This window comes from Nonomuraea sp. NPDC049709 (genome assembly GCF_040674815.1).
Lineage (GTDB): Bacteria > Actinomycetota > Actinomycetes > Streptosporangiales > Streptosporangiaceae > Nonomuraea.
On sequence record NZ_JBFANM010000001.1, the window covers coordinates 327,643 to 354,347 of the forward strand.

The following is a 26,705-nucleotide window of genomic DNA, read 5'->3' on the forward strand; positions in this document are numbered from 1 at the left end:
CCACTCGGTACGCCGAAGCGCCCACGGCGCGACGCGACGCGTGGATCAGAGATGGTTCATGACGGGCTCGGGGGTGTCGGGAACCGGCTGGGAAAGGAGGGTCGCCGCCTCGCCCGGAGCGAGGAGGCGGGCTTCGCGCAGGAGGCGGACGGACTCTTCCCACTGCTTGCGCGCTTCGCCGTGCCGTCCGAGGTCGTGCAGGGCAGTGCCGAGCCACCAACGTGATACGGCCTCTCCGAGACGGTATCCCGACTCCTGGAGCAGCCGTACGGCCACCGTGTAGCTCTCCACCGCCTCGACCAGACGGCCGGCGTGGCGGTAGATGTCGCCCAGTGAGTCGTGGGCCGTACCCACACCGACGTGGTTGCCCCCCTGTGACCACAGCTCCATCGCCTCGCGTACTTCTTCGATCGCCTCGTCGAAGCGTCCCTGCCGGTAATAGACGTGAGCCCGGTTGGTACGGAGTGCGGCCGTGGCCCCTATGCGCCCGGTGCCGTCGTTGAGGGTCAAGGCAGCCTCGAGGTAGGGGAGCGCGTGGTCGAGACGGCCCTCGATCGTGTTGATGACACCGAGGTTGTTGAGCACTGCCACCTTCCTTCGGGGCAGGCCCGCGCGATCCCAGTCCGCGAGAGCGAGCTCCCCTTGCCTGATCGCGGCTTCGTAGCGGCCCTGGTCGCGATGGGCCCAGGTGAGGAAGGCGCGAAGCTGGGCCTTGTCCTCCCATGCCGCGATGCGGTCGGCCACCGCGATGGCGCGCGTGTAGATGTCGGCCAGTTGCGTGTGCCAGCCCTGGTAGCAGAAGGGCCAGTGGAGTCCGATGACCAGGCCGACGGCAGTTGCGGGATCGGGGCCTGCCAACGCCTGTTGCGCGGCCGCGAGCAGGTTCTCCCGCTCGGCTTCGACCCACCGTCCCACCTCCGCCGCGTCTTTGAAGGTGGCATCGGGCACCTCGATGGGTGGCCGCGGCACGGTGTCGCGATTGAGGATCGGGGTCGCCATATACAGAGCGGCCAGGTAGTGATGGAGCGCGCGGCGGATCGCGGCGGCGCGCTCCTCTTCGGCGAGGTCCTCGTGTGCCCGCTCCCGGGCGTAGAGGCCGACCAGGTCGTGGAACTGGTACCGGTGGGGGCCGGCGGGTTCGAGCAGACGGGCGTCCAGTAGGTGTTCCAGGGCGGCCTCGGCGCGGTGTTCCGGCCAGCCGGTGAGGGCCGCCGTGGCGGCGGGCGTGTGCGTGGGCAGGTCGAGCAGGCCGAGCAGGGTGAGCAGGCGGGCCGCGTCCCCGCCGGTGGGCTCGTCGTGCAGGTGCTGGTGGCTGACCGCGATGCCGGCGCGTACGGCCTGGTCGCCGTACTCCAGTGTGTCCAGGCGGCGGGTGGCGTCGGCGAGCCGGGCCGCGAGGTCGGCCAGGGTGCCGTCGGGGCGGGCGGCCAGCCGGGCGCCGACGATGCGCAGGGCGAGGGGGAAACCGCCGCAGAGCCGTACGATCTCCTCGGCCGCCTCCGGCTCGGCCCGCACCCGGTCGAGCCCGGCGACGCGGCTGAGCAGCGCGTCCGCGTCGGTGTCGGCGAGCGTGCCGAGGTGCAGGTGGCGTGCGTTGTCGAGGCTGGTGAGCGGCTCGCGGCTGGTGACGATGATCCGGCAGCCGTGACCCGCGGGGATGATCGGGCGGACCTGGCGCACGTCGCGCGCATTGTCGAGGATCACCAGCAGGTTGCACGTCGCGGTGAGTGACCGGTAGCGGGCTGCCGCCTCGTCGGGATCCGCGGGCACGGCGGTGCCGTCGAGACCCAGCGAGCGCAGCAGGTGGCGCAGCGCTTCGATGGGCGTCAGCGGGGCACGCCCGGCGGTGGATCCGTGCAGGTTGACGTAGACGACTCCGTCGGTGAAGCGGTCGGCGACGGCGTGCGCGACATGGACGGCCAGCGCGGACTTGCCGATGCCGCCGGGACCGTCGATCACGGTGACGGGGGCTCCGCCGTCCGCGCCGAGCGCGGCGCGCAGCCGCTCGACCTCGAGGGCTCGGGCGGTGAACACCAGGGTGTCGGCGGGAAGCTCGGCGGGAACGATCGGCTCGCCCACCGAGATCTCCTGCTTCGGGGTACGCAGGTCGAGCACGGGATCCTTGACGAGCACGGCCTGGTGGAGGCGGCGCAGCTCCGCACCGGGCTCGAGCCCGAGCTCCTCGACCATGATCCGGCGGGTGCGCTGGTAGACGGCCAGCGCTTCCGATATCCGCGAGGATCGGTAGAGGGCGAGCATGAGCTGGGCTGCGGACCGCTCGCGCAGCGGGTGGGACTCGACGTGCGCGGCCAGCTCGGCGGCCGCGGCGTGGTGGTCCCCGGCGGCCAGGCGCAGGTCGAGGTGGTCCTCGAGGACGGCCAGTCGTTCCTCCTCCAGCCGGGTCGCCTCGACCCTGGCCCAGAGGTCGGTCACCCCGGCGAGCGCGGGGCCGCGCCACAGGCCCAGCGCCTGGCGGAACGACGCGTCGGCGGCGGCCGTCGCCCCCTGCGCGTGGGCGGTGCGAGCCCGTTTGGCCAGGCGGACGAACAGGTGGGCGTCGATGCGGTCACGATCGAGGGCGAGCCGATAGCCGCCGGGCACGGTCTGGATGATCTCCTCACCTCCGTGCGGGACGAGCGTCTCGCGCAGCTTGGAGATCACGATGTGGAGCTGCTTGGCCGCGGTGACCGCCGAGCTCTGCCCCCACACGTCGGAGAGGAGCCGCTCGGCGTGTACGGCCTGCCCGGCGTCCAGGGCGAGCCTGGCCAGCGCTGCGATCCGCCGATGCCCGGCGATCATGACCGGCCCGACGTCACCGGCGATCTCCCACGGACCGAGAAACCTGATCTCCAGACCCATGAGGGGCGCCCCCCGTTTCGTCAACGAAGGTGGAAGTGTAGCGATATCAACCGGCATGCCGCCGGTATGTTCACGCGCTGTTCCGGGGCCGTGGACGCGCGTGGCCATGAGTCAGTCCGACCAGGTTTCCTCGGAGCAGACGACCCGGGCGGCACACGCGGTGGGTACACGCCGGGTCCTTGTCCCGGAGGTCAAGCTCCTCCTGGAGCGGGCGCTTGTCCGGCCGCATGGCCGCCCACTGCCCGGCCGTCGTGACGGGGACGGGCACCAGGCGCGGCTCCCAGAGGTGACGCGGATCCGACCAGCGATCGGCCTCCAGCCGGGCCCGAGCTTCGGCGGCTCGGCGTCCCACGCTCCAGGCGTCGGTGCCGCACGAAGAGCTCTTCGTCGAGGTGGCGGTACGCGCGGGTCTGTGGACCTGGTCGAGTCCGTTCAGAGACGTGGAGAGCAAGCTGTGAGCACGCCGGAACCGTCGGCAGCACCCACGCGTGCCGGGAGAACCGCGGTCGCAAGCCGGTGGCTACGGCGGGTCAGCCGGCCGCCGGAGACCGGCGGCACCGTGGAATCACCACTGAAGGCCGGTGGAGATTTCGCCGGAGGGGTGGGTTCCGTAGATTTTCTCCGCGGCGGAGGCGGAAGAGGCCAGCGCAGCGCCGAGGCCGAGCGCGATCAGGCCGGTTGCGGCCACAACGGCGAGCTTCCTGAGCAGTCTGACGTGTGTCACGAGACCTCCTGTGCGATACAAAGATGGAGGCGTGATCGTATTGGACCCAGAGATCGCGACACAATCCTCCCTATCAGGCTGGGGTACGAGCCTATGTACGGCAGGAATGTGACGGTGTCAGGTGAACACCCGACAAGTTTCGTCTCCCCGGTGAGCGTGGCATTCCAGCGACGGGTGGACGACTTGCAGATCGCCTTCAACCGGAGGCCCGATCCCATCCGTGTGGCCGGCGAGCCAGCTGTAAGGCACCTGTAAGGCCGCACGTCTAGACATGCACATGTGAACAAAAACGCCGGAAACCTGGATGAAGACGGCGTTTATCGGCAATCGCCGCAAATAGGTTCGATCATCCCATTTCACTGCCGACTACGTTGAAGGAGGGCAGCGCTCCTAGTGACGCTGGAGATCAGATTCCTCGGCCCGTGGCAGGTCCTGGCCGGTGACGATCCGGTCCGGCTCGCCGGGCATCGACGAATCGGTGTGCTGGCCAGACTCGCCCTGGACGCCGGGCAGGCCGTACACGCCGAGCGGATCCTCACCGACATCTGGGGAGACAGCTCCACGGCGACCGCGACCAAACAGCTCCACATCGTGGTCTCCAAGATCCGGGAAGCCCTCGGATCGCACGCCACCGAAGAGATCATCCAGACCGTGCCCGGTGGCTACCGGCTCGCGCTCGAACCCGACCGCATCGACGCCCACCTGTTCGCCCGCCTGGTCAAACGCGCCCGCACCGCTCAGGCGCAGGGGGCCACGGAGGCCGCGGACGCCCTGTTCCGCACAGCCCTGCAGCTGTGGCGAGGCGAGCCGCTGGCCGGACTGACCGCCCCGTGGGCACGCATCGAGGCCACCCGGCTGGAAGAGGAACACCGCACCGTCCTGGAGGACCACGCCGATCTGCGCCTGGCCGCCGGCGACCACCACGCGGTGGCCGCCGACCTGGCCGCACACGTGCGGGCCCACCCGCTGCGCGAGCGCCCGGCCGCCCAGCTCATGCTCGCCCTGCACCGCGCCGGCCGCCCGTCCGAAGCGCTCGCCGTCTACCAGGACACCCGCCGGATCATGGTCGCCGAGCTCGGCGTCGAACCCGGCGCCGAGCTACGCCGCCTGCACCAGGCCGTCCTGGTCAAGGACCCCGTCCTCGACCTGACCACCCCGGCCCAGCAGGTCACGGTCAGCGGACCGTACATCCCGGCTGAACTGCCCGCCGACACCCACGCCTTCACCGCCCGCGCCACCGAGATCCACAGCCTGCGCACCGCGCTCGGCCCCGCCGACGGGCCCACCCATGGACCCGCTGTCACCGTGATCGACGGACCCGGCGGCATCGGCAAATCCGCCCTGGCCGTCCATGTCGCGCACGCCATGGCCGCCCGGTTCACCGACGGCGTCATCTACCTCAACCTGCACGGCGCCACCCCCGGGCTCGACCCGCTGACCCCGGCCGAAGCCCTGCGCCACCTGCTGCGCTCCCTCGGCCTGGACGGCGCCGCCGTCCCCGCCGACGCGGGCGAGGCCGCCGCCCGCTACCGCTCCCTGACCGCGACCTGCAACCTGCTGGTCATCCTGGACAACGCCCGCGACGTCCGCCAGATCCGCCCGCTCATCCCCGCGGGACCCGGCTGCCGGGTTCTGATCACTTGTCGGAACCCGCTGGCCACCCTGGACAACGCCCGCCACCTCCACCTGGGCAACCTGACCGCCGCCGACGCCGGCGCGCTGCTGTCCCGCCTGGCCGGACCCGACCGGGTACGCGCCGAACCGCAGGCGGTCGAGCGGATCGTCCACCTGTGCGGCGGCTTCCCCCTCGCCCTGCGGATCGCCGGCGCCCGCCTGGCCGCCCGCCCCGACTGGACCCTGTCCGACCTGGAAGCGCGGCTGGCCGACGCCACCCGCCGCCTGGACGTGCTGGAGTACGCCGACCTGGCCGTCCGCGCCAGCATCGCGGTCAGCCACCACCACCTCCGGGAAGAACTCGCCGGCCGTGACGCCGCCCACGTGCTGCCCCTGCTCGGCCTGCTCGGCCTGCCCACCCATACCCCCGCCGCCACCGCCGCCCTGACCGGCTGGCCCCTCCACCGCGCCGAAGCCGCCCTGGAACGCCTCCAGGACGCCCGCCTCCTCGAACCCGCCGGGCCCGACCGCTACCAGTTCCACGACCTGGTCGGCCTGTACGCCCGCGAACGCGCGCACCAGGACCTGCCGGAGGAGGAACGCACCACCGCCGTACGCCGCGCGCTCCACCACTACCTGGCCACCCTCTGGATGGCGAGCACCATGCTCAACAGCGATCCCGTACTGCGATGCCCCGTCGAGTTGCCCGACAGCACCTTCAAGGACCTGGCGGAGGCGGAACGATGGGTCCACGACGAGCGGGACAACCTGCTCGCCGCCGCCCAGCAGGCGCTGGACGGCCCCGACCCGGCGACCGCCATCGGCCTGGCCATCGGGCTCCACTGGCCCTTCTGCTACCAGGGCTGGCACACGCAACTGGCCGACATCTACACGCGCGCCATCGAGGTGGCCGACGGCGTCGCGGCATGGGAGGACAAGGCCCAGCTCCGCAGCTTTCTCGGCTGGGTCCACCGAGACCAGGGCCGCTATGACGCCGCGATCGCGCAGCTGACGACGGCTCTCACCGACTGGGACCGTGCCGGCCTGCCTCGGCGGAAGGCCGGTGTGCTCAACAACCTCGGTGTCATCAACACGATCGCGGGCCGTCTCGACGAGGCACTCGGCTACCTGGAGTCCGCGTTGGAGCTCAACGACGACGCCGAACGCCCTGGGGCCACGGCCACGATCCGCAACAACCGGGTGCATGTCCACTACCGTCAGGGGCGCTTCGACGAGGCGATCGCGGAGGCACGCCAGTTGGTGGGGCTGGGGCCGAAGGTGGGCCCGCTCGCCGATGCGGGCATTGCGCAAGGTTCGCTGGGCGACGCCTACCGTCATGCCGGCCGGCTGACCGAGGCGGTGGACAGCTACACGACCGCCGTGCGGTTGCTCCGCGAGTCGGGATACCGCCTGAAGGAAGCCGTGTCCCGCTGGTGGTTCGGCACCACGCTGCACGACCTCGGACGGCACGGCGAAGCACGGAAACAGTGGGAGGAGTCCATCCGCCTCCTGCGCGACGCCCGCCTGCTCACGCCAGGGGAGGCCGCCGAGATCCTCGCCCGGCCCGTGCCGGAAACACCTCAGCCGATCAAGAACATGCTCTGACCCTCCGGCACGTCATGGCGGTCCGGCTTCAGTGGGCGATGTCGCCGCCATCATTCAGGGACATGAGGGACCGTCCAGGTGGCCTGTCCCTTGCCTGGAGAGCGCGTTCGGCCCCTGGGACAGTGGGGACGCTCAGAGCCAGAGGTACAGTCCGTGACCGGCTCGTACGACCGGGTCCAGCCAGTCGAAGAACTCCTCCACCCATGTATCTCGCGGGGGTTCCTCCAGGGCCGGTGACGGGTGCGGGTTGCGTTTGAAAGCGCCCGGCACCGTACGGCTGAACTCGCGCGCGGCCTGATCCAGCAGCACGCCGTGCCTCGTCACCGCCTCATGGTGCTCCTGCTGTCCGGTCGTCGGCCCGTCGTCCTCCACCGCGCGCGGCGGCGGGCCGGGGGGAGGGCACGACGGGTGAGGGCGGCAGAGCGAACACGCGACGGCGGGCCTCGATGAAGGCGGGTTTGCGGGTCCACGCGTTTGTGCGGTCCACGGTGGCCCGAGCCGTGGCGAGGAGATGAGCCTGGGTTTCGGCGAGCACGTGGCTCGTGTCCCATGTGCGCAGCCGGTCGCGGTAGTGGCGGAACCCGCCGGCGGCCGTCTCGGCGTACCAGTGTCGCCATCTGACCGACCACTCTGCCAGCTCGTCGGGGAGGAACGTCGCCCAGGCCGCCTGCCGCCACTCGGGCGGAAAGATGGGGTTGGCTCCGACGACGGAGACACGGCGGGGGTTGTCCAGATCGAGGACCAGCAGCGAGCGCAGCCGCTCGTCGATGTCCCGCCACTGCGCGAGGATCGTTTCGTGGCCGGTCTCTTCCGGCGGGCTCGTCTCTCCAGGAGGGTCCGTGCGGAGCGTGTGACCGAGTGTGTGGGCCAGGCGTGCGTGGGCGCGTGCCAGCCGTACGAGCTCGCCGGGGTCCCTCCGCGTGACATCGCGTACGGCCGCGGGCGCCCAATCCGTACCCACGGCCCGTCATCGTAGCTGACGAGCACCGCATCAATGCGGAGGAAGATGGACGGCGGCGATCTCTGCCAGTGTCGCCGGCGGAATGTGCCGTTCCTGGACCGGCCGGACCGAAGTTGACGGGATCCCGTCCGATCGATTGAGCGGACGGGATCTTCGTCGTTGTGGTGGATGGAGCGGCGACTCGCTCAGTACCCGCTGCGGCGAGGGGCGGCGGTCGGGCGGCGGGAGGGATTGGTCCGGCCCGTGGGCTTGAGATCGCGCGCCGGGTGTTCGTCCCGGTGCGGCGATCGGGCCTGGCGGTTGGTCTTGGCCTGGTCGGTCAAGGCCGAGAGTTTGACATGCATGCTTTCCTCCTGCGGTTCTAGGCCCTGGTGAGCCAGGTGACCTGGGCGCCGTTGTCGAAGGACTCGCGCCGGGTGGGGGTGAACAGGGTGGGGCGGAACTGCCCGGAGAACATGGGGATGCCCGTCCCCGCCACCACGGGGTAGCTCTTGAGGATGATCTCGTCGATCTCCGGGAGCAGGGAGGCGGCGAGTCTGCCGCCGCCGCAGAGGTAGATGTCCATGCCGGTGTCCTCGGCCTTCAGCCGCCGGACGAGCTCGATCGGATCGCCGGTCTCCACCTGCACCGTGGGGTCGTCGATCGTCAGCGTGCTGGAGACGACGTACTGGCGCAGGTGGGAGTACGGGCTGGTGGTGGGGACGTCCAGGGCCGGCTCGTAGGTGCCGCGTCCCATCACCAGCGTGTCGAAGACCTTGTTGGGCACGCCCTCGAGGCCGACAAGCTTGCGGACGTGGGTGGGGAGCGTCTCGGGGTAGCGGTCGTTGATCCAGGCGGCCATCTGGTCCGACACGGGGTAGAAGTCGAACTCGGCGTTGGGGCCCGCGATGTAGCCGTCAAGCGAGACGGCGACGTAGTAGACAAGCTTTCGCATATCAATCAACTCCCGACGTAGTACTCTGTATGGAGTGGTAAGAACGTAGTACTACAGATGGAGTGGTGTCAAGTGCGGAGAAATCCCGAGCGGCGGCAGGCGCTGATCGACGCGGCCATCGAGGTGTTGGCCAGGGAAGGAGCGCGGGGGCTGACCTTCCGGGCCGTCGATGCGGAGGCGGCCGTGCCCCCGGGCACGGCCTCCAACTACTTCACCACCCGCGACGACCTGTTCACCCAGGTCGGCGGGCGTATCTATGAGCGGTTGCTGCCCGACGAGGCCACGATCGCCCGCAGCCGGGAGGGCATGCAGGACCAGACTCGCTATGCCGAGCTCATGCACGAACTGGTGGACCGGGTCTCCGCCTTCAACTCCGGCTACCTGGCCCTGCTCGAGCTCCGACTTGAGTCCACTCGGCGCCCCGAGCTGCGCGCCGTGCTGACCAAGCGCATCCGAGAGGACATCGACGCCAACATCGGCCACCACGCCGCCTCCGGTCTGCCCGGCGACACGACCTCGGTGGTTCTCCTCTACCTCGCTCTGAACTGGCTCATCGTGGAGCGGCTGACGCTGCCCGACATCTTCACCGAGCAGGAGATCCACGAGCTGGTGGACGCCGCCGTGCAAAGATCGCTGAATGCCTGACGTGTGAGGCCGCCCGGCGATGCCGGGAAACGATCACTCCTCGAGTGGGAAGCGATCCGGGGACGCTGGGGACAGTGGGGACCGCGCGCCGACACGTGGCCCGACAGGCGCTACGAGCCGATGGCGATCCACGGCGATGATCGATCGCCTGTCGGTTCTCCGGAGATGACGGCCTGACGGCGGACCACAGTCACCGACATGCCGGTTTCCCCATGGATGTGGTCGCCGGCGTCGATGTGCCGGGCCTCGCGGGTACGCCGGCTGAGACCCAAAGCAAGAGGGGTTGTGCCGCTGATCACGGCACAACCCCTCTTGAGCTGGCGGAGGATGGGGGATTTGAACCCCCGAAAGGTTGCCCTTTACACGCTTTCCAAGCGTGCGCCCTCGGCCACTAGGCGAATCCTCCGTCGACGAGCTTACCTGACTTCAGAGGGTCCGCAGACCATGTTTTTCGCGGGGTTCCCGAGGGTGACACGAGCACTGCGGTGTCCGGCTAGACTGTCCAGGGACCCCTCGCGCGGCGTCATCCTGTGAACCTCCCCAGGGCCGGAAGGCAGCAAGGATAAGCGGGCTCTGGCGGGTGTGCGGGGGGTCTCTTCGTTGAGAGCCCCCTCGCAGGCGGGATGGTCGTATGAGCCTTGCGCTTTACCGCAAGTACCGACCCGGGACCTTCGCCGAGGTCAAGGGTCAGGAACATGTCACTGACCCGCTGCGGCAGGCGTTGCGGACGCGCCGTATCAACCACGCCTACCTGTTCAGCGGCCCCCGCGGATGTGGCAAGACCTCCAGCGCCCGCATTCTGGCGCGTTCTCTCAACTGCGAGCAGGGCCCCACGCCCGACCCGTGCGGCGAGTGCGAGTCGTGCGTCGCGCTGGCCCCCACCGGTCCCGGCCACCTCGACGTCATCGAGATCGACGCCGCCTCGCACGGTGGTGTGGACGACGCGCGCGACCTGCGTGAGCGGGCCTTCTTCGCCCCCGTCTCCGCGCGCTACAAGATCTACATCATCGACGAGGCGCACATGGTGACCCGCGAGGGTTTCAACGCGCTGCTCAAGCTCGTTGAGGAGCCCCCGCCGCACCTGAAGTTCATCTTCGCGACGACGGAGCCGGAAAAGGTCATCGGCACCATCAAGTCGCGCACACACCACTACCCGTTCCGGCTGATGCCGCCCGCGACGCTCCGGGCGCTGCTGGAGGAGATCCTCACCTCCGAGAACGTGCCCTTCGAGCCGAACGCGCTGCCCCTGGTCGTACGCGCCGGCGCCGGCTCCGCCCGTGACTCGCTGTCCATCCTCGACCAGCTCCTCGCCGGGGCGGAGGAGGACGGCATCACCTACGCCAAGGCCGTCTCCCTGCTCGGCTACACCGACGGGGACCTGCTCGACGAGGTCGTCAAAGCGTTCGCCGCCCGTGACGGCGGCGAGGTCTTCCACACGGTCAACCGGGTGATCGAGGGCGGCCACGACCCCCGCCGCTTCGCCTCCGACCTGCTCGAACGCTTCCGCGACCTGGTGATCCTGGCGAACGTCCCCGAGGCGGCCTCCAGCGGCCTGCTCGACCGTCCCGCCGACGAGCTGGAGCGCCTCGTCCAGCAGGCGGCCTCGATGGGGCCCGCCGAGCTCACGCGCGCCGCCGAGATCTTCAACGCCGGCCTCACCGAGATGCGCGGCGCCACCTCGCCGCGCCTGCTGCTCGAGCTGATGTGCGCGCGCGTCCTGCTCCCGGGCGCCTCGCAGGGCGAGGGCGCGCTGCTGGCCCGCCTGGAGCGCCTCGAACGCGGCGGCGCCGTCGCCCAGATGGCCGCCCGAGCATCCTCTGCCGGGACACCGCCCGCAGGTTCCGGCGCGGTGACCATCCCGCGCCCGGGTGCCGCTTCCGCGGGTGCGCATGCCGGGGGTCAGGGCGGTGCTCCTGGCTCCGGTCAGGCGGGCGGTCATCACGGTACGGGAGCGGCGCCGGGCGCCGCGGCGGGCGGTGACGTGGCGGGCGCCTCCGCCTCGGTCGCGCAGTCCCATGCCGCACCGGCGGCTGCGGGCAAGGGCGGTGACGACTGGCCCGAGGCCGCTCGTCCCGGTGCTCCGGCAGCTTCCTCGCCCGGCGGCGGGGAACACGTGGCCGATGGCAGTGCTCATCAGCAGGCTCCGCAGGCCGCTGCCCCGAGCGGGGGGTTCGCTCCGGAATCGGGGGGCGCTCCCGCGGCGGGTGGAGCGGGCGCCGTGCAGAGCCAGTGGGCCGCCGTGCTGGCCTCGCTCAAGCAGCGCAGCATCGTCGTCTGGGCCAACGTGAGCACCAACGCCCAGGTGGTGGGCGTGGAAGGCAACCTGGTCACGCTCGGCTTCACCCAGGTCGGCGCGATGAAGAACTTCACGGGTGGCGGCAAGGACGCCGTGGTGGCCGGTGCGCTGGGCGACGTGCTCGGCGGCACCTGGCGCGTGGAGGCGGTCGTGGGCGGCTCGCCCGTCCCGCAGTCCTCCCGTGGCCCCGCCCGGCCCCCGACCCACAACCCGGCTCCGCAAGGTCAGGGACCGGCCGGTGCCCAGGGAGCGCCCGGAGCCGCGCAGGCCGCTCAGGGCATGTCAGGGTCGCAGAACACGCCGGGGTCTCAGGGCGTGTCCGGCCCCCAGGGACGTACGGCGTCGCATGGGGCGGCCAACGAGGACCGGGGCGGTCAGGACCCCGACCAGCCTCCGGCTGCCGCCTCTCCCGGGCGTCAGACCACGGACGAGTCCTGGCCCGACGCCCCTGACGACATCAGCCCCGGCTCCCCGCCCAGCCCGGACCCCACGCGTACCGTCGCCGCCGCCCAGCACACGGTCAGCGCCCCGGCGGCTGCGCAGGCGGGCACTCCGACGGGTGCTTCGGTCGGCGCCTCCGCGGGCGGGGGTCCCGCGGGCGCGGGCCTGGCCGCCGCCAGATCGGCGGCGAAGGCGGCCGCCCAGGCGGGCCCGCGTGTCCCGGCCGCCCGTGGTGGCGTCCCGGCTGCCCGCGGTGGCGCTGCCGCGTGGCCGGAGACGGTCCCGGGCCGCAACAAGGGTCCCGAGTCCGACGACGTCGACCCGCTCAACGACGCGGATGCGGATGTGGACGCCATCTCGGGCATGGCCCTGCTGGAGCGGGAGCTCGGCGCCCAGGTGATCGGCGAGATTGACCACACCTGACCCACCCCGCCGGGCCCAGGCGGGGAAGTCCGTCCAGGTCCCGCTGGGCAGCGGGGCACCCACGCCCGTGGGAGCGGGAGTCGGGCACGCACGTCGGGCACCCGGCCGCGCCCAAGGCTGCGCGGGCCGTGGCCGCCGGGCAGGCCCGCCGGGCCGCCGGAGGCCCCCAAGGCTGCGCAGATCGTGGGAGGCGGGCACGTCGCGCCGGGCCGCCGCCGTTCCGACCAGAGGGGTCAGGAGAGGAGGCGGGAGCGGGCGGCGGCTGAGCGGGGGTCGGTCGGTGGGAGGGCGGCCAGGCGCTCCAGGACCTCGTAGTCGTCCCGCCCGCCGCTCGTCTGCGCGTACGTCCACAGATCGTCCGGCGACCCCTGCCGCAACAGGCAAGCACGCACCTGGGCCTCGAGCTCGTCCCGTTCCCGCCGGATCTCCGGCGACTCCGAGCGCGGCAGCAGCGGCCCCGGGTACGCGCGTGCCAGCGACGTGGGGTCGTTCGCCGACAGCAGCCGGGTGAGGGACAGGAAGTCGGCCTCCACCGGGCACGTCAGGCGGTACGGCTTGGCCGCGATCGCCTCCCCGAGCTGGGCCCGCAGCCGGTGGATCTCCGCCCTGATGGTCACCGGGTTGCCAGCGTCCCCGTACAGGTGGAAGGAGAGCTGCTCGGCCGTCAGGCCGTGCGGGTGCAGGGCCAGGAGGGTGAGGATCTCCGCGTGCCGCAGCGACAGGGACCGGTCACCCTCCCCGAACGCGGCCGAGGGGGTGCCCTCGCCGAGGAACGACAGGGCCAGGACCGGCGGCGCGGCGGCCGACGAGGGGCGCAGGAGAAAGCCGTCGGAGAAGGGCTCCAGCAGGGCGACGCTCCCGTCCCTGAGGATCATGCGCTGGCCGGCGAATTGCCCCGCCCGCTCGCCGAGGTGCACGCGCCCGCCCAGGTCTCCGGCCGGGTCGCCGGAGATGACGCGGCCCGTGGACGACAGCAGGACGCCGGGGTGACCGCGCAGGGACTCGTACCGGCGGCGCAGGCGCTCGTCGCGCTCGTGCATGCACAGCGCGAGCTGCTTCTCGGCGAGCTTGGCCGTCGTGGCGACCAAGGCGACCGTGGCGGGGTGGAGAGAGCGGGCGGTGCCGCTGACGTCGACGCAGCCGATGACCCGGCCGGAGTCGGGGTCGGTGATCGGAGCGGCGCTGCACGACCAGATGTGCAGGATGCGCATCAGGTGCTCCTCCGAGTAGACGTGCACGGGCCGGCCGGTGGCCAGGGCGGTGCCTATGCCGTTGGTTCCGACGTTGTGCTCGCCCCACTGGTGTCCGTCGGCCAGACCGATCTGGTCGGCGCGCCGCATGATTGTGCGATTACCCTCACGCCACAACACCCGGCCGTCACGGTCTGTGACGATCATGACATGTCCGGTCTCGTCGGCGAGACCGGACAGAGTGCCGGAGAGCAGGGGCAACAGGGGCTGCAACGGATGTGCCTGACGTATGTCCCTGATGCGTGATAGGTCGTAGACGAGTGGGGCACTCTTGCCTTCCGGGTCGATACCGGCATCCAGCGAACGGTGCCAGGACGCCTTGATCAGCTGGCGGGGCGACTCTGGCCAGGGCCGGCCTGTCGCGGCGGCTTCGTGCGCTCCGCGTAGAAGGCGGGAGTACGCGTCGAGATGGGCGTAACTCATCGGTCACTCCAAGTAGTCAATTAGAGCATCCGTCCTACCGCTCGATAGCGCAACCCGTTCAGGGGGATTGCAGAGGGTGATTGAATGAACGCAACGTGTGTGCAACGTTCCGCTGACTAGCGTTCCTGTTCAACGCGTCGGCGTGGTGCGGCCGCTCCGCCGACGTGATTGGCCGGGTCTCGGACGCTGGAGGGGGGCCGAGACCCGGCCAAAACACGCCGGTGCCGGACACGGATGCCAGGCCAGGACAACGGGCGTCGAACTGGAAACGCCCGCCCCAGGCGGCACACGTGAGCGGGACAACCGTCCCGCGCGAGGGTCGGGGCGCGAAACATGGGGACGCCCCCCAGTACATGACGCCGCCCAAACACCGTAGGCTCGTGGCAGTCAAGAACGCGGAGCCACGAGGAGCGCACGACGGTGAACCCAGGGGATGTCAACCTGCAGCAGCTGCTGGAGCAGGCCCAGCTCATGCAGCAGCAGCTTGTGAGCGCCCAGCAGGAGCTCAACGACGCGCAGATCGAGGGCTCATCAGGCGGTGGCCTGGTCACGGCCGTCGTCAACGGCTCGGGCGAGCTGCTCGAGCTCAAGATCGACCCGAGTGTGATCGACGCCGGCGACGCGCAGGACACCGCCGACACGATCGCCGACCTGGTGATCGCGGCCGTCCGCGACGCCGTGCGCGCGGCTGCCGACCTGCAGCAGGAGAAACTCGGCCCGCTGGCCCAGGGTCTGGGTGGCGGCGGCCTCGGACAGTTGCCAGGGTTCTAGGCATGTACGAAGGGGTCGTCCAGAATCTGATCGACGAGCTGGGCCTGCTGCCCGGCGTCGGTCCCAAGAGCGCGCAGCGGATCGCGTTCCACCTGCTGGCGGCCGATCCAGCCGACGTCAAGCGGCTGGCGCACGCGTTGCTGGAGGTCAAGGAGAAGGTCCGCTTCTGCCGGGTCTGCGGCAACGTGGCGGCCGAGGAGGAGTGCCGCATCTGCCGCGACTCCCGCCGCGACACGCACGTCATCTGCGTGGTCGAGGAGTCCAAGGACGTCGTCGCGATCGAGAAGACGCGCGAGTTCCGCGGCACCTATCACGTGCTCGGCGGCGCGATCAGCCCGATCGACGGCGTCGGCCCCGACGACCTGCGCATCCGAGAGCTCATGACACGCCTGGCCGACGGCCGCGTCACCGAGCTCATCCTCGCCACCGACCCCAATCTCGAGGGCGAGGCCACGGCTACCTACCTCGCCCGTCTGGTCAAGCCGATGGGCATCAAAGTGACACGACTGGCCAGCGGTCTGCCTGTGGGCGGTGACCTCGAATACGCCGACGAGGTGACCTTGGGCCGCGCGTTCGAAGGACGGAGGCTGCTGGATGTCTGACCAGTGGAGCGCGCTGGCGGAAGAGATCTCCGGGCACGCGCAGAACTACGTGGACGGCCTGACCAGGGTGGCGGGCGGCGAGGGTGGCGACGCCATCTGGTCGATCCTGCTGGTGGAGGTCGCCCAGGTGAGCTTGGCCGGCGCCAAGCTGGGCGCGAACCGGGACGTCATTCTCGCCGGCAACTACGAGCCGCCGATGAGCGAGGATCCCGACATCGACGGGGTCCGCACGGCGCTGGCCGAGCGGCTGGAGGCCGTCGACGACTACGCCGAGGTGTTCGACCCGTACAAGGACACGGGCGTCACCCCCTACCGGCTGTCCGACGACCTGACCGCCGTCGCCGCCGACCTCATCCACGGGCTGCGCCACTATCACGCCGGCCGCCCGCACGAGGCGCTGTGGTGGTGGCAATACTCCTACTTCAACACCTGGGGCAACCACGCGGGCGCCGCGATGCGCGCGCTGCAGGCCCTGGCGGCGCATTCGCGCCTCGACGTGGCGGAGGAAACCACCACGGTCTGATCATCCACATAGTGGTACGAACCATCAGGCCCATGAGAGGCCCCCAGTAGACTGGCAGCTCACAGTCCAAACCGGGAGACTCTCGTGGCGCTCGTTGTGCAAAAGTACGGTGGTTCGTCCGTCGCCGACGCGTCCTGCATCAAGCGGGTCGCGCAGCGGATCGTCGCGACGAAAAAAGCCGGCAACGACGTGGTCGTGATCGTCTCCGCGATGGGCGACACGACGGACGAACTGCTCGACCTGGCCGAGCAGGTGTCGCCGCTGCCTCCGGGCCGCGAGCTCGACATGCTGCTGACCTCCGGCGAGCGCATCTCGATGGCCCTCCTGGCGATGGCGATCGCCAACCTCGGTCACGAGGCCCGCTCGTTCACCGGCTCGCAGGCAGGTGTGATCACCGACTCCACGCACGGCAAGGCACGCATCATCGACGTGACGCCCAGCCGCATCCAGGAGGCGATCGACCAGGGCCACATCGCGATCGTGGCCGGTTTCCAGGGCGTCTCGCAGGACACCAAGGACATCACCACGCTCGGCCGCGGCGGCTCCGACACCACCGCCGTCGCGCTGGCGGCGGCGCTCAACGCCGATGTGTGCGAGATCTACACCGACGTCGACGGCATCTTCACCGCCGACCCGCGCATCGTGCCCGCGGCGCGCCAGATCCCCAGGATCTCCTACGACGAGATGATGGAGATGGCGGCCTGCGGCGCGAAGATCCTGCATCTGCGGTGCGTCGAATATGCTCGCCGTTTCAGCCTGCCGATTCACGTACGCAGCTCTTTCAGCACCAAGGAAGGCACGTGGGTCGTCTCCGACCCTTACACCGAAGGAACCGAGATGGAGCAGCCGATCATCTCCGGCGTCGCACACGACCGGAGCGAGGCCAAGATCACCGTTGTCGGGGTCCCCGACAAGGTCGGCGAGGCTGCCTCGATCTTCAAAACGCTGGCCGACGCCGAGATCAACATTGACATGATCGTGCAGAACGTCTCGGCCGCGGCCACCGGGCGCACGGACATCTCGTTCACGCTGCCCACGGCCGACAGCCAGACGGCGCTGACGTCGCTGAAGAAGATCCAGCCCCAGATCGGTTTCGAGTCGCTGCTGTTCGACGACCAGATCGGGAAGGTGTCGCTGATCGGCGCGGGCATGCGCTCGCACCCGGGCGTCACCGCGACGTTCTTCGCGGCCCTCGCCGACGCGGGGGTCAACATCGAGATGATCTCCACCTCGGAGATCCGCATCTCTGTGATCGTCGAGCAGGACGGTGTCGACGCGGCCGTGGCGGCCGCTCACCGTGCCTTCGATCTCGACGCCGACCAGGTCGAAGCCGTGGTGTACGGAGGTTCAGGACGATGAGCAAGAGGCCGAGTCTGGCCCTGATCGGGGCGACCGGTGCGGTGGGCACCGTCATGCGCGACATCGTGTCGACGCGTGAGGACATCTGGGGCGAGATCCGTCTCGTCGCCTCCCCGCGCTCGGCGGGCAAGGTGCTCCGGGTGCGCGGCGAGGACGTCGTGGTGCAGGCCCTCGCGCCCGAGGTGTTCGACGGCGTCGACGTGGCCATCTTCGACGTGCCGGACGAGGTGTCGGCCGTGTGGGTGCCGATCGCGGCCGAGCGTGGTGCGATCGTCATCGACAAGTCGGGCACGTTCCGCATGGAGCCCGACGTGCCGCTGGTCGTGCCCGAGGTCAACCCGCTCGACGCGCGCAACAGGCCGCGCAACATCATCTCGACCCCCAACTGCACGACGCTGTCGATGATGGCGGCCATGGGGGCGCTGCACGCCGAGTTCACCCTCACGGAGCTGGTCGTCGCCTCCTACCAGGCGGTGTCCGGCGCGGGCGTGGCCGGTTCCGCGCGGCTCTACGACGAGGTCGAGGCGCTGGCCGGTGACCGTACGATCGGGCAGGCCGCCGGTGACGTACGCAAGGTGCTGGCGAACAAGCTGCCGGAGGAGTCGCCGTTCCCCGCGCCCATCGCGTTCAACGTGGTGCCGTGGGCGGGCTCGCTGAAGGACGGCGGCTGGGCCTCGGAGGAGATCAAGCTCCGCAACGAGTCCCGGAAGATCCTCGGCATCCCCGACCTGAAGGTCTCCGCGACCTGCGTCCGCGTGCCGGTGGTCACGACGCACTCGCTGGCCGTGCACGCGCGGTTCGAGCGCGAGATCACGGTCGCCGACGCGCACCGCGTCCTGGAGGCGGCGCCGACGGTGGTCCTCATGGACGACCCGGCCAACGGGGTCTACCCGACGCCTCTCGACGTGGTGGGCAACGACCCGACCTACGTGGGCCGCATCCGCCAGGCGATGGACTTCCCGAACACGCTCGACCTGTTCGTGTGCGGTGACAACCTGCGCAAGGGGGCGGCGCTCAACGCGGCGGAGATCGCCGAGCTGGTCGCTGCCGAGTTCTGACCGAAGTTCTGATCACCTGGGTGACGCCGTGCGTCTCGTGCGGCGTCACACCCATGTCCGGGGCGTGTCGCCGGGGCCCTGTCACACCCATCTCCGGGGCGTGTCGCCGGGGCCCTGTCACCGGAAGAGGATGTCCCAGTGGTCGCCCTCGTCGGCGAACGTCGTGCCCGAGCCTGACTTGTACAGCCGGGCTCCGTCGCTGCGGATCCCCGCCTTGTCATGGTTCTTGGAGATGTGCCGGTCGATGCAGGCGTTGTGGGAGATGTCGAGCTTGTAGCCGTTCCCGTGGCTGAAGTGGCCGGGGGCGTGGCCCCGCTCCGTGCCGCCGGTGACCATGATCGGGCAGCCGCTGCGCTGCTTCAGCGCGATGGCCTTGGCGATCGTGCCGGTCCGCACCGAGTCGAGCGACGTGCAGTGGTGCATGTGCTTGCTGACGCAGTTCCCGGTCGACTTCGTCCGCAGCCCCGCGCTCTTCAGCCACCCCGTGGCGGTCGCGTGGGACACCTGCATGGCGGCCTTCCTGGGCAGGACCCGCGTCAGATCGACCTGAGCGCGCCTGTGAGCGGCGTGCGCCCGCGCCCGGGGCATCTTGGCCACTCCGGTGCGTACGGGGCTCTTCGCCGCCTTCGTGGCCTCTGGCCGCGCCTTGGGCTTCTGGGCCCAGGCCAGATCCTCCGCCTCTGCGGCAGACCGGGTGGCGGAGCGGGTGGCGGCCTCCGCCGCGGACTCGGCCGCGGTGGAGGCCCGGTCGCGCGCCTCGTGCGCCCGCTCCACCTGCTCCAGCGGCCAGTGGGTGTCGATCGCCGGCCAGTCGCTGATCTGCTCGAGCTGCCGGCCGGCCGCCATGAGCCCTTCGTAGGCCATGTCCGGTTCCACCTCGTACGCGTCGGAGAGGGCGGCGTCCATGGCCGCCCGCCACTGCGCCGGGGCGTCCTCCCAGCCGTAGGGCCCGGCCTCGTACAGGCTGCCCTGAGCCGGCGACCCTTCGGGGTGGGTGGCGGCGGAGGCGGCCGAGGCCAGCGCGATTATGGTGATCTCAATGCCGAGGAGCGCGACTACCATGAGGCGCACTGTTCCACGTATCCACATGTCGATGCCTTTTCGCGGAAATAGCCCTTCCGCCTGAAACGACAATCCCACCTTTCACAGGAGATAACTCATGCCGCGAGTGCAACTTTGCCTTGTGGCGGTGATCACCGTGCGGCTCCATGACCTAACCCCGTTGCACGACGTAAAGTGACGAACGTGTCCGAAGCCCGAAACCGAGGATCGGAGAGCACCCGAGAGGTCATCGTCGAGACGGCCTTGCGACTGTTCCGGGAGCGCGGCTTCGACGCGACCACCATGCGGGCCATCGCCGCCGAGGCGGGGGTTTCCGTGGGCAACGCCTACTACTACTTCGAGAGCAAAGAGGCGTTGATCCAGGCGTACTACGACCGCGCCCAGGCCGAGCACGAGGCGGCCTGCCGGGCGTTCCTGGCCACGGAGAGCTCGTTCGCGGCCAGGCTGAGCGGGGTGCTGCGCGAGTGGGTACGCGTCTCGGAGCCCTACCACGAGTTCGCCGTCAAGTTCTTCAAGCACGCGGCCGAGCCGACCAACCCGCTGAGCCCCTTCAGCAAGCAGTCCTCGCCCGCGCGGGAGGCGTCCATCGCCATCTACCGCCAGGTCGTGGAGGGGTCGCGCGACCGGATGAACGCCGAGCTGCGCGAGGAGCTGCCCGAGCTGCTGTGGTTGCTGTCCATGGGCATGGTGCTGTTCTGGGTGCACGACACGTCGCCGGGGTGCGAGCGGACCTACCGGCTGATCGACGTGACGGTGCCGCTGGTGGACCGGCTGGTGGGGCTGTCGCACCTGCCCGGCCTGCGGGGCATCACGAAGGACTTCATCGCGGCGGTGCACGAGCTGCGAGCCTAGAGCCACATACCGAGCGGTTGGTACGTTGTTCGTCATGACGCAGAACTGGGGCATGACGATCCCCTTCTACGACCGCTCACTGGCGAACTCGCTCGACCTGATCGCCGAGCTGCCCGCGCTCGGGTACACCGACGTGTGGTCGGCGGAGGTCAACGGGGCCGACGGGTTCGTGCCGCTGGCCCTGGCCGCGCAGCGGGCGCCGGGGGTCAGGCTGGGCAGCGCCATCGTGCCCGTCTCGACCCGGGGCCCGGGGCTGCTGGCCATGTCCGCGGCCACGCTGGCCGACCTGGCGCCGGAGCGGTTCGTGCTGGGCATCGGGGCCTCCTCGCCGGCCATCGTCGAGCGGTGGAACGCGGGCACGTTCGGCAAGCCGTACGCGCGGACCCGCGACACGCTGCGCTTCCTGCGGAAGGCGCTGGCGGGGGAGAAGGTCTCGGAGAAGTACGAGACGTTCGAGGTCAAGGGCTTCAAGCTGGAGCGGGCGCCGAAGGTGCCGCCGAAGATCGTGCTGGCCGCGCTGCGCCCCAGGATGTTGCGCCTGGCCGCCGAGGAGGCCGACGGCGCCATCACGAACTGGCTCTCGCCGCAGGACGTGCGGAAGGTGCGGGCGGAGATCGGGCCGGACACCGAGCTGATCGCCCGCCTGTTCGTCTGCGTCAGCGAGGACACCGACCGCGTACGCGAGATGGCCAGGTGGATGCTGGCGAGCTACCTGACCGTCCCGGTGTACGCGGCCTTCCACGACTGGCTGGGCCGTGGCGAGGTGCTGCGCCCGATGCACGAGGCGTGGGCGGCCGGCGACCGGCAGGCCGCGCTCAAGGCCATCCCCGACGAGGTGGTGGACGCCCTGATCGTGCACGGCGACGCCGCCACCTGCCGGGCGAGGATCCGGGAGTACGTCGCCAACGGCCTCGACACCCCCGTCCTCGCCCCCATCCCCGGCGGCGACGTCTCCATCGATCAGGCGGTTCGCGATCTGGCTCCGGAAGGGTAGGCATGGACGAGTTGCTGAGACTGGACGCCGTCGGCCAGGCGCGGGCGGTCAGGGACGGCCAGGTGTCGGCGCGGGAGCTGACCGAGGCCGCGATCGCGCGCATCGAGGCGGCCGACGGCGAGCTGAACGCCGTCATCCATCGCCGCTTCGAGCGGGCGCTGGCCGAGATCGACGCCATCCCGGCGGACGCGCCGTTCCGCGGGGTGCCGATCCTGCTCAAGGACCTGGGCTGGCGGGAGGCGGGGGAGCCGTACAGCGCGGGCTCGAACGTGCGTGACGGCCTGGCCGACGCCGAGGACTCCTACGGCGTCCTGCGGCTGCGCGAGGCCGGCTTCGTCCTGCTCGGCCGCACGAACACCCCCGAGTTCGGCAGCACGATCACCACGGAGCCGGTGGCGTTCGGGCCCACCAGGAACCCGTACGACCCGGCGTACTCGGCGGGCGGATCGAGCGGCGGCTCCGCGGCGGCGGTGGCGGCCGGGATGGTCGCGCTGGCCACGGCCAGCGACGGCGGCGGGTCGATCCGCATCCCGGCGTCCCTGTGCGGCCTGGTGGGGCTCAAGCCGTCGCGCGGGCGCGTGAGCCTGGGACCGGCCATGGGGGAGGGCTGGAGCGGCTTCTCCTGCCCCGGGTTCGTCACCAGGACCGTGCGGGACACGGCGGCGGCGCTCGACCTCGTCTCCGGCCGGTACCCGGGCGACCCGTACGACGCCCCGGCCCTCCCCGGGAGCCTCGCCGGCGAGGTGGGCCGGGACCCCGGCAGGCTGCGGATCGGGTTCCTCAGCACGCATCCCCGGGGCGACGTGCCGGAGGTGCCCGAGGTGACCGAGGCCGTGACCGGCGCCGCCGCGCTGCTGGAGTCGCTCGGCCACGACGTCACCCCCGGCGGTCCCGAGGCGCTGGGCGATCCCCACTTCCCCCGCCACTTCGGCGCCATCGTGACCAACAACCTGGCCGCGCAGGTCGCCGGGCTGGGCGAGCTGCGCGGCAAGCCCGTACAGCTGGAGGAGCTGGAGCCGCGCAACGCCGCCATGGTGAGCGCGGCGCGCGAGCACAGCGCGGCCGACCACATCCTGGCCACGCAGTGGGTGGACGGCTTCCGGCGCCGCATGACCGCCTGGTGGGCGGCGGGACACGACCTGCTGCTGATCCCGTCGCTGGGCGTGGCGCCGTTCCCGCTGGGCTGGATCCCGCCGGGGGACCTCAGCATCGCTCTGGGGCGGACCGCGCACGCCGTGGCCTACACCTCGCCGGTCAACGCGAGCGGGCAGCCCGCCGTTTCGCTCCCGCTGCACAGGACCGCGGCGGGCCTGCCGGTGGGCGTCCAGCTCGTGGCCGCGCCCGGCCGCGAGGACCTGCTGGTACGGGTGGCGGCGCAGATCGAGCAGGTCAGACCGTTCGAGCACGCGGCCCTGCCCTGACGGAAGGGAACTCGTACCCCCGGTGACGCGTTATGTCGTGAAAAGCCGGGGGTAGGGGGAGCACATGATGGCGAAGGCAACACGGGCGGCGGCGGCATGGCGGACCTACCGCGAGGTGACCCGGCCCGGGTCGCCCAAACTGATGACCAGGGTCCGGGCGATCCCGCGGATGATCGGCGCGGTCATGCGCGGGCAGTACGCGGGCATGGGCAAGAGCAAGCTCGCCCTGCTCGGCCTCGGCGTGGTCTACCTCATCTCACCGATCGACGTCGTGCCCGACTTCCTCATGTTGATCGGCGTGGCCGACGACTTCGGCGTGTTCCTGTGGCTCCTGGCCTCGCTGCTCGGTGAGAGCGGGCGCTATGTGCAGCACGAGCGCCACGTCATCCAGGCCCGCCTCGAAGAGGGTTAGATCTCCTCCATCCGCAACCACGCCCGCGAGGGCAGCGGGTGCCCGAACAGGCGGGCCGCGTTGCCGTAGGCGACCCTGGCGATGTCGGCGGGCGGGAGCGTTCCGAGGTTGCGGGCCACCGACTTCTGGGTGTCGGGCCAGGTCGAGTCGGAGTGCGGGTAGCCGCTCTCCTGCAGGACGTGGTCGAGGCCGACGGCGAGCCGAACCCCTGACAGGGCGTGGTCGTCGAGCGTTCCGAAGAAGAAGTTGCGGCGCAGCACCTCGCTGGGCTTGAGCCCGCCCTCCCACGACGCCTCTCCGGCGACGGGGTGGTCGAGGGCGTAGTCGGCGCGCTCCGCCAGCATCGGCAGCCAGCCCACGCCGCCCTCGACGATGAGGATGCGCAGCGAGGGGAAGCGCAGCGGCACCCCGGACCAGAGCCAGTCGGCGCAGGCGAACATGGCGCTGGTCGGCATCAGCGTGGTGATGGCCTCGATGGGCGTGTCGGGGGAGGGCACGGGCGACCAGGAGGAGTCGCCGGTGTGCAGGCAGACGACGGTGCCGGTCTCCTCGCAGGCGGCGAAGAACGGGTCCCAGTGGCCGGTGTGGATCGAGGGCAGCCGCAGCCGGGTGGGGAACTCGGGGAAGACGACGGCCTTGAAGCCCCTGGCCGCGTTGGCGCGGATCTCTTTGGCGGCCACGTCGGGATCGGGCAGCCACGGCAGCTGCAGGCCGATGATCCGCTCGGGGTAGGTGCCCGCCCAGACGTCGATGTGCCAGTCGTTCCACGCCTTCACCAGGGCCAGGCCCAGCTCCTGGTCGCGGGTCCTGGCGAACGGCATGCCCGACTGCCCGGCCAGCATGCCGGGGAAGCAGAGCGCGGCCCAGATGCCCGCCACGTCCATGTCCTGGATGCGGGCCTCGATGTCGTGGCAGCCGGGGCGCATCTGGTCGAACCTGACGGGCTCGAGCGTCCATTGCTCGCGCGGCAGCCCCGCGCCCACGTCGATGCCGGCGCACGGGTAGGTGGCGCCGCCGTAGCGCCACACCTGGTGACCCGCCTCCGTCTCCACGACCTTGGGCGCGACCTCCGCGTATTTCTCCGGCAATCGGTCCTCGAACAGGTCGGGAGGCTCGATCAGGTGATCGTCGGCTGAGATGATCACATAGTCGCGCCGCCTGGGGTCAGGGTCGGGGAGCAGCGGCGTAGTCACGCACGTAACCGTACGACGGCGGGATAACGTCGAACAAGCTGCGACGTATCCGTTGGGTATCCGAGATTTTCTGACCCGGGACCGCCGGGAGGGGGATGGCTGGCGATCCCGGGACTGACAGACCCGCTCGCGCAGGGGCGGGCCCGGTCGGCCACTACCCTTCTGAGATCGATTCAGTCAGCAAATGCCGGCGAAGTTCGTCGATCGCGGCGGGCGAAAGCTGGAGCACCCGGGTGACGTACGCCTCGACGGAGCCGTGCCGGGACGTGAGGTCGGCGAGGAAGAGCCGCATCGTCTCGGCGGGCGCGAGGCCGAAGCCCGGCCACAGGGGCGCGCCCGGATGCCTCCTGCTCCAGTCGGCGACGAAGCGCTCGGTGGCCAGGCCGGTCAGCGCGTAGTCCGCCACGATGTCGTCCTCGCCCACGCCCGCCAGCGACAGCACCAGCGCGGCCAGCACCCCGGTACGGTCCTTGCCCGCGGCGCAGTGGATGACCACGGGGGCGTTGTCGGCGAGGGCGATCGTCTCCAGGGCGGTCCTGAGGTTCGCGACGCCGTCCTCGGTCACCTCCAGGTAGCGGTCGGCGAGGTAGCGGGCGACGCCGAGCTCCTCGCTGTAGGCAGCGGTGTCCCAGCGGCGGCCCTCGATCGGCAGGTTCTGGTAGCGCTGCCCCTCGCTCTCGGGGACCCGTCCGGCCCGCTCGACCTCGGACGGGTGACGCAGGTCGATGACGTTGCGCACACGCAGCGCCCGGAAGGCCGTCAGGTCGTCTCCGGCCAGCCAGCCGAGGGAGTCGGCCCGGTAGAGCCGCTGCCACCTGACGGTGCGCCCGTCCTTGGCGGCATATCCACCTACGTCGCGGAAGTTGCAGAGATTCCTGAACTCAATGTGGCGGATCACCCTCAACACATTAATTGGCGGCGGTCTTCGCATCCGAGGCCACGGGCGCCTCTGAGGTCTCCTGAGACCTGCGCTCGGCCAGCTCGCGCCGGATCAGCAGGATCCACCCGCCGATCGCGATCCCGATGAACAACCACCACTGGACGCCGTACGCCAGGTTGAGCCCGCCCCCGGCCCCGACGTCGGGCTCGGGCACCGGCGCGGGGGCCGCGGCGGGCTTGGGCTGCTGCTCGGTCAGCTCGACGTAGCCGCCCACGAGCCGGTACGGCAGGCCCCTCCCGATCTCGTCGGCGTTGATCAGCAGCACCTGGCCGACCGGCAGCCCGGACCGCTCCTGGATCCCGCTGGATTCCTCGGTCTCGCTGAGGCGTAGCCGCCCCGTTACAGTTACCTGCCCGGCGGGCGGAGCGGGCACCTCGGGTGCGGCGTCGGCGGTGGCGGCGGCGGGGACCCAGCCCCGGTTCACGATCACGGCGGTGCCGCCGCCGGTGACCAGAGGGGTGAGGACGTAGTAGCCGTTGCGGCCCTCCTGGGGGCGGCGGCGTACGAGGAGGGCGTGGGCCTGGTCGTACGTGCCGGCGACGGTGACCTTCCTGAACCGGTCGCCCTCCCGGATCTGCCGCCCGGGGGCGGCCAGCCGCTCCAGCGGCACGGGCGCGGCCTCGATGTTGGCGGTCACCCGCTCGCTGTTGGCCGACCGCTCCTCGAACCGCCCGAACTGCCATCGCCCGAGGAACACGAAGGCGGGGATGACCAGCAGCACCACCACGTGGAGCGCGAGCCATCGGGGCGTCAGCAGGAACCGGTACACGCCTCTAAGGTTAAGGACCGGCAGCGGTGCTCCCCCACGCGCCCCGTTCAGGCGCTCTTGAGGTCGGCGCCAGGCCCGGGGAGCGGCGTCACCTCGCGCGGCCCGCTCACCTCGTGGCCCGCCGCGCAGTGGAAGCGCAGCTCGATGGGTGCGCCGCAGTCGCGGTGGGTGAGCAGCACGGGTGGCCCCTCCTCCGCCAGATATCTGTCGCCCCAGTGCATGAGGGCGACGAGCAGGGGATAGAGGTCGCGGCCCTTCTCCGTGAGCCGGTATTCGTCGCGCTGCCGCTGCCCCGGCTCGCGGTAGGGCACCTTGCGCAGCAGCCCCTCGTCGACCAGCCGGGCCAGGCGCGCGCTGAGCACCTGCCGGGGGGCGCCGGTGATCGCCTGCATGTCGGCGAACCGCCGGACGCCGCCGAACGCCTCGCGCAGCACCAGGAAGGTCCACTTCTCCCCGACGATGTCCAGGGTGCGCTCGATCGAGCAATTGTCCACCCGGAAACCCATGCGGGACGGCTCGTTCATTTTTGCATTATACCTGAGTTCAATTGACAGACTCAGCCGTGACGGGCACG

Annotated in this window: 24 protein-coding genes, 1 tRNA gene and 1 other RNA gene; 13 read left to right on the forward strand and 13 right to left on the reverse strand. The window is 70.7% G+C overall.

Annotation, left to right across the window (positions count from 1 at the left end):
- Positions 1 to 45: 45 nt before the first annotated feature.
- Both AB0J69_RS01720 and AB0J69_RS01725 read right to left on the reverse strand, forming a co-directional pair.
- A complete protein-coding gene (locus tag AB0J69_RS01720; RefSeq protein WP_364111702.1) occupies positions 46 to 2,883 on the reverse strand; it encodes a BTAD domain-containing putative transcriptional regulator in 2,838 nt (945 codons plus the stop codon).
- Between the two features lie 541 nt (positions 2,884 to 3,424).
- Entirely contained in the window at positions 3,425 to 3,583 is a 159-nt protein-coding gene (locus AB0J69_RS01725; RefSeq protein WP_364111704.1) for a hypothetical protein, read from the reverse strand.
- 393 nt (positions 3,584 to 3,976) lie between these two features.
- Here AB0J69_RS01725 and AB0J69_RS01730 point away from each other — a divergent pair, with 393 nt between their 5' ends.
- The gene (locus tag AB0J69_RS01730; RefSeq protein ID WP_364111706.1) at positions 3,977 to 6,802 is read left to right on the forward strand and encodes a BTAD domain-containing putative transcriptional regulator; all 2,826 of its coding nucleotides are present in this window, start codon (positions 3,977 to 3,979) and stop codon (positions 6,800 to 6,802) included.
- A gap of 132 nt (positions 6,803 to 6,934) precedes the next feature.
- Here AB0J69_RS01730 and AB0J69_RS01735 read toward each other — a convergent pair whose 3' ends face one another.
- The 4 genes from AB0J69_RS01735 to AB0J69_RS01750 all read right to left on the reverse strand — a co-directional run bounded on the left by AB0J69_RS01735 (position 6,935) and on the right by AB0J69_RS01750 (position 8,697).
- Positions 6,935 to 7,126, reverse strand: coding sequence for a hypothetical protein (locus AB0J69_RS01735; protein WP_364111708.1), 192 nt, complete (start codon positions 7,124 to 7,126; stop codon positions 6,935 to 6,937).
- Positions 7,127 to 7,130: 4 nt separating this feature from the next.
- Entirely contained in the window at positions 7,131 to 7,763 is a 633-nt protein-coding gene (locus tag AB0J69_RS01740; RefSeq protein WP_364111710.1) for a hypothetical protein, read from the reverse strand.
- Positions 7,764 to 7,948: 185 nt separating this feature from the next.
- Positions 7,949 to 8,107 (reverse strand): hypothetical protein, encoded by a 159-nt coding sequence (locus AB0J69_RS01745; protein WP_364111712.1) that lies wholly within the window; start codon positions 8,105 to 8,107, stop codon positions 7,949 to 7,951.
- Positions 8,108 to 8,124: 17 nt separating this feature from the next.
- Positions 8,125 to 8,697, reverse strand: coding sequence for a dihydrofolate reductase family protein (locus AB0J69_RS01750; protein WP_364111714.1), 573 nt, complete (start codon positions 8,695 to 8,697; stop codon positions 8,125 to 8,127).
- A gap of 72 nt (positions 8,698 to 8,769) precedes the next feature.
- On the opposite strand from AB0J69_RS01750, the gene AB0J69_RS01755 reads away from it, so the two are divergent.
- Positions 8,770 to 9,342: a TetR family transcriptional regulator gene (locus tag AB0J69_RS01755; protein ID WP_364111716.1), complete on the forward strand. Its 573-nt coding sequence runs from the start codon at positions 8,770 to 8,772 to the stop codon at positions 9,340 to 9,342.
- A 318-nt stretch (positions 9,343 to 9,660) separates the two neighbouring features.
- Here the strand turns inward: AB0J69_RS01755 and AB0J69_RS01760 are convergent.
- A tRNA-Ser gene (locus AB0J69_RS01760) sits at positions 9,661 to 9,748 on the reverse strand.
- A gap of 98 nt (positions 9,749 to 9,846) precedes the next feature.
- On the opposite strand from AB0J69_RS01760, the gene ffs reads away from it, so the two are divergent.
- Both ffs and AB0J69_RS01770 read left to right on the forward strand, forming a co-directional pair.
- An RNA gene (gene ffs, locus AB0J69_RS01765) (signal recognition particle sRNA small type) lies at positions 9,847 to 9,942 on the forward strand.
- 31 nt (positions 9,943 to 9,973) lie between these two features.
- Positions 9,974 to 12,502 (forward strand): DNA polymerase III subunit gamma and tau, encoded by a 2,529-nt coding sequence (locus tag AB0J69_RS01770; protein ID WP_364111718.1) that lies wholly within the window; start codon positions 9,974 to 9,976, stop codon positions 12,500 to 12,502.
- Positions 12,503 to 12,735: 233 nt separating this feature from the next.
- Here AB0J69_RS01770 and AB0J69_RS01775 read toward each other — a convergent pair whose 3' ends face one another.
- Positions 12,736 to 14,175 (reverse strand): GAF domain-containing protein, encoded by a 1,440-nt coding sequence (locus AB0J69_RS01775; RefSeq protein ID WP_364111720.1) that lies wholly within the window; start codon positions 14,173 to 14,175, stop codon positions 12,736 to 12,738.
- A 420-nt stretch (positions 14,176 to 14,595) separates the two neighbouring features.
- Here AB0J69_RS01775 and AB0J69_RS01780 point away from each other — a divergent pair, with 420 nt between their 5' ends.
- The 5 genes from AB0J69_RS01780 to AB0J69_RS01800 all read left to right on the forward strand — a co-directional run bounded on the left by AB0J69_RS01780 (position 14,596) and on the right by AB0J69_RS01800 (position 18,488).
- On the forward strand, positions 14,596 to 14,946 hold the full coding sequence (locus AB0J69_RS01780; RefSeq protein ID WP_139629532.1) for a YbaB/EbfC family nucleoid-associated protein: 351 nt from the start codon (positions 14,596 to 14,598) through the stop codon (positions 14,944 to 14,946).
- A gap of 2 nt (positions 14,947 to 14,948) precedes the next feature.
- Entirely contained in the window at positions 14,949 to 15,548 is a 600-nt protein-coding gene (recR, locus tag AB0J69_RS01785) for a recombination mediator RecR (protein ID WP_364111722.1), read from the forward strand.
- Positions 15,541 to 16,071 (forward strand): DUF5063 domain-containing protein, encoded by a 531-nt coding sequence (locus AB0J69_RS01790; protein ID WP_364111724.1) that lies wholly within the window; start codon positions 15,541 to 15,543, stop codon positions 16,069 to 16,071. Before recR ends, AB0J69_RS01790 begins: the two co-directional genes overlap by 8 nt.
- Before the next feature lie 84 nt (positions 16,072 to 16,155).
- The gene (locus AB0J69_RS01795) at positions 16,156 to 17,430 is read left to right on the forward strand and encodes an aspartate kinase (protein WP_364111726.1); all 1,275 of its coding nucleotides are present in this window, start codon (positions 16,156 to 16,158) and stop codon (positions 17,428 to 17,430) included.
- Positions 17,427 to 18,488, forward strand: a complete 1,062-nt coding sequence (locus AB0J69_RS01800; protein WP_364111728.1) for an aspartate-semialdehyde dehydrogenase — start codon at positions 17,427 to 17,429, stop codon at positions 18,486 to 18,488. The genes AB0J69_RS01795 and AB0J69_RS01800 overlap by 4 nt, the downstream gene beginning before the upstream one ends.
- A gap of 117 nt (positions 18,489 to 18,605) precedes the next feature.
- Here AB0J69_RS01800 and AB0J69_RS01805 read toward each other — a convergent pair whose 3' ends face one another.
- Positions 18,606 to 19,550 (reverse strand): hypothetical protein, encoded by a 945-nt coding sequence (locus AB0J69_RS01805; RefSeq protein WP_364111730.1) that lies wholly within the window; start codon positions 19,548 to 19,550, stop codon positions 18,606 to 18,608.
- Between the two features lie 183 nt (positions 19,551 to 19,733).
- Here AB0J69_RS01805 and AB0J69_RS01810 point away from each other — a divergent pair, with 183 nt between their 5' ends.
- The 4 genes from AB0J69_RS01810 to AB0J69_RS01825 all read left to right on the forward strand — a co-directional run bounded on the left by AB0J69_RS01810 (position 19,734) and on the right by AB0J69_RS01825 (position 23,229).
- Positions 19,734 to 20,402 (forward strand): TetR family transcriptional regulator, encoded by a 669-nt coding sequence (locus AB0J69_RS01810; RefSeq protein ID WP_364111732.1) that lies wholly within the window; start codon positions 19,734 to 19,736, stop codon positions 20,400 to 20,402.
- A 34-nt stretch (positions 20,403 to 20,436) separates the two neighbouring features.
- On the forward strand, positions 20,437 to 21,396 hold the full coding sequence (locus AB0J69_RS01815; RefSeq protein WP_364111734.1) for an LLM class F420-dependent oxidoreductase: 960 nt from the start codon (positions 20,437 to 20,439) through the stop codon (positions 21,394 to 21,396).
- Between the two features lie 2 nt (positions 21,397 to 21,398).
- On the forward strand, positions 21,399 to 22,817 hold the full coding sequence (locus AB0J69_RS01820; protein ID WP_364111736.1) for an amidase: 1,419 nt from the start codon (positions 21,399 to 21,401) through the stop codon (positions 22,815 to 22,817).
- A 67-nt stretch (positions 22,818 to 22,884) separates the two neighbouring features.
- A complete protein-coding gene (locus AB0J69_RS01825; RefSeq protein ID WP_364111738.1) occupies positions 22,885 to 23,229 on the forward strand; it encodes a YkvA family protein in 345 nt (114 codons plus the stop codon).
- Here the strand turns inward: AB0J69_RS01825 and AB0J69_RS01830 are convergent.
- The 4 genes from AB0J69_RS01830 to AB0J69_RS01845 form a co-directional block, all read right to left on the reverse strand.
- Positions 23,226 to 24,422: an amidohydrolase family protein gene (locus AB0J69_RS01830; protein ID WP_364111740.1), complete on the reverse strand. Its 1,197-nt coding sequence runs from the start codon at positions 24,420 to 24,422 to the stop codon at positions 23,226 to 23,228. The two genes, AB0J69_RS01825 and AB0J69_RS01830, sit on opposite strands and share 4 nt — an antisense overlap.
- Before the next feature lie 154 nt (positions 24,423 to 24,576).
- Positions 24,577 to 25,320 carry a tyrosine-protein phosphatase gene (locus tag AB0J69_RS01835; RefSeq protein ID WP_364111742.1) on the reverse strand — a complete coding sequence of 248 codons (744 nt, stop codon included), beginning with the start codon at positions 25,318 to 25,320 and terminating at the stop codon, positions 24,577 to 24,579.
- Positions 25,321 to 25,330: 10 nt separating this feature from the next.
- Positions 25,331 to 26,131: an SURF1 family protein gene (locus AB0J69_RS01840; RefSeq protein ID WP_364111744.1), complete on the reverse strand. Its 801-nt coding sequence runs from the start codon at positions 26,129 to 26,131 to the stop codon at positions 25,331 to 25,333.
- A gap of 47 nt (positions 26,132 to 26,178) precedes the next feature.
- A complete protein-coding gene (locus AB0J69_RS01845; protein ID WP_364111746.1) occupies positions 26,179 to 26,655 on the reverse strand; it encodes a helix-turn-helix domain-containing protein in 477 nt (158 codons plus the stop codon).
- Between the last annotated feature and the right edge of the window lie 50 nt (positions 26,656 to 26,705).

Coding starts and splice junctions, on each gene's coding strand:
- AB0J69_RS01745 (WP_364111712.1), bottom strand. CDS start 8,107: ATGCATGTCAAACTCTCGGCCTTGACCGACCAGGCCAAGACCAACCGC.
- AB0J69_RS01750 (WP_364111714.1), bottom strand. CDS start 8,697: ATGCGAAAGCTTGTCTACTACGTCGCCGTCTCGCTTGACGGCTACATC.
- AB0J69_RS01770 (WP_364111718.1), top strand. CDS start 9,974: ATGAGCCTTGCGCTTTACCGCAAGTACCGACCCGGGACCTTCGCCGAG.
- AB0J69_RS01775 (WP_364111720.1), bottom strand. CDS start 14,175: ATGAGTTACGCCCATCTCGACGCGTACTCCCGCCTTCTACGCGGAGCG.
- recR (WP_364111722.1), top strand. CDS start 14,949: ATGTACGAAGGGGTCGTCCAGAATCTGATCGACGAGCTGGGCCTGCTG.
- AB0J69_RS01790 (WP_364111724.1), top strand. CDS start 15,541: ATGTCTGACCAGTGGAGCGCGCTGGCGGAAGAGATCTCCGGGCACGCG.
- AB0J69_RS01800 (WP_364111728.1), top strand. CDS start 17,427: ATGAGCAAGAGGCCGAGTCTGGCCCTGATCGGGGCGACCGGTGCGGTG.
- AB0J69_RS01805 (WP_364111730.1), bottom strand. CDS start 19,550: ATGGTAGTCGCGCTCCTCGGCATTGAGATCACCATAATCGCGCTGGCC.
- AB0J69_RS01815 (WP_364111734.1), top strand. CDS start 20,437: ATGACGCAGAACTGGGGCATGACGATCCCCTTCTACGACCGCTCACTG.
- AB0J69_RS01820 (WP_364111736.1), top strand. CDS start 21,399: ATGGACGAGTTGCTGAGACTGGACGCCGTCGGCCAGGCGCGGGCGGTC.
- AB0J69_RS01825 (WP_364111738.1), top strand. CDS start 22,885: ATGGCGAAGGCAACACGGGCGGCGGCGGCATGGCGGACCTACCGCGAG.
- AB0J69_RS01845 (WP_364111746.1), bottom strand. CDS start 26,655: ATGAACGAGCCGTCCCGCATGGGTTTCCGGGTGGACAATTGCTCGATC.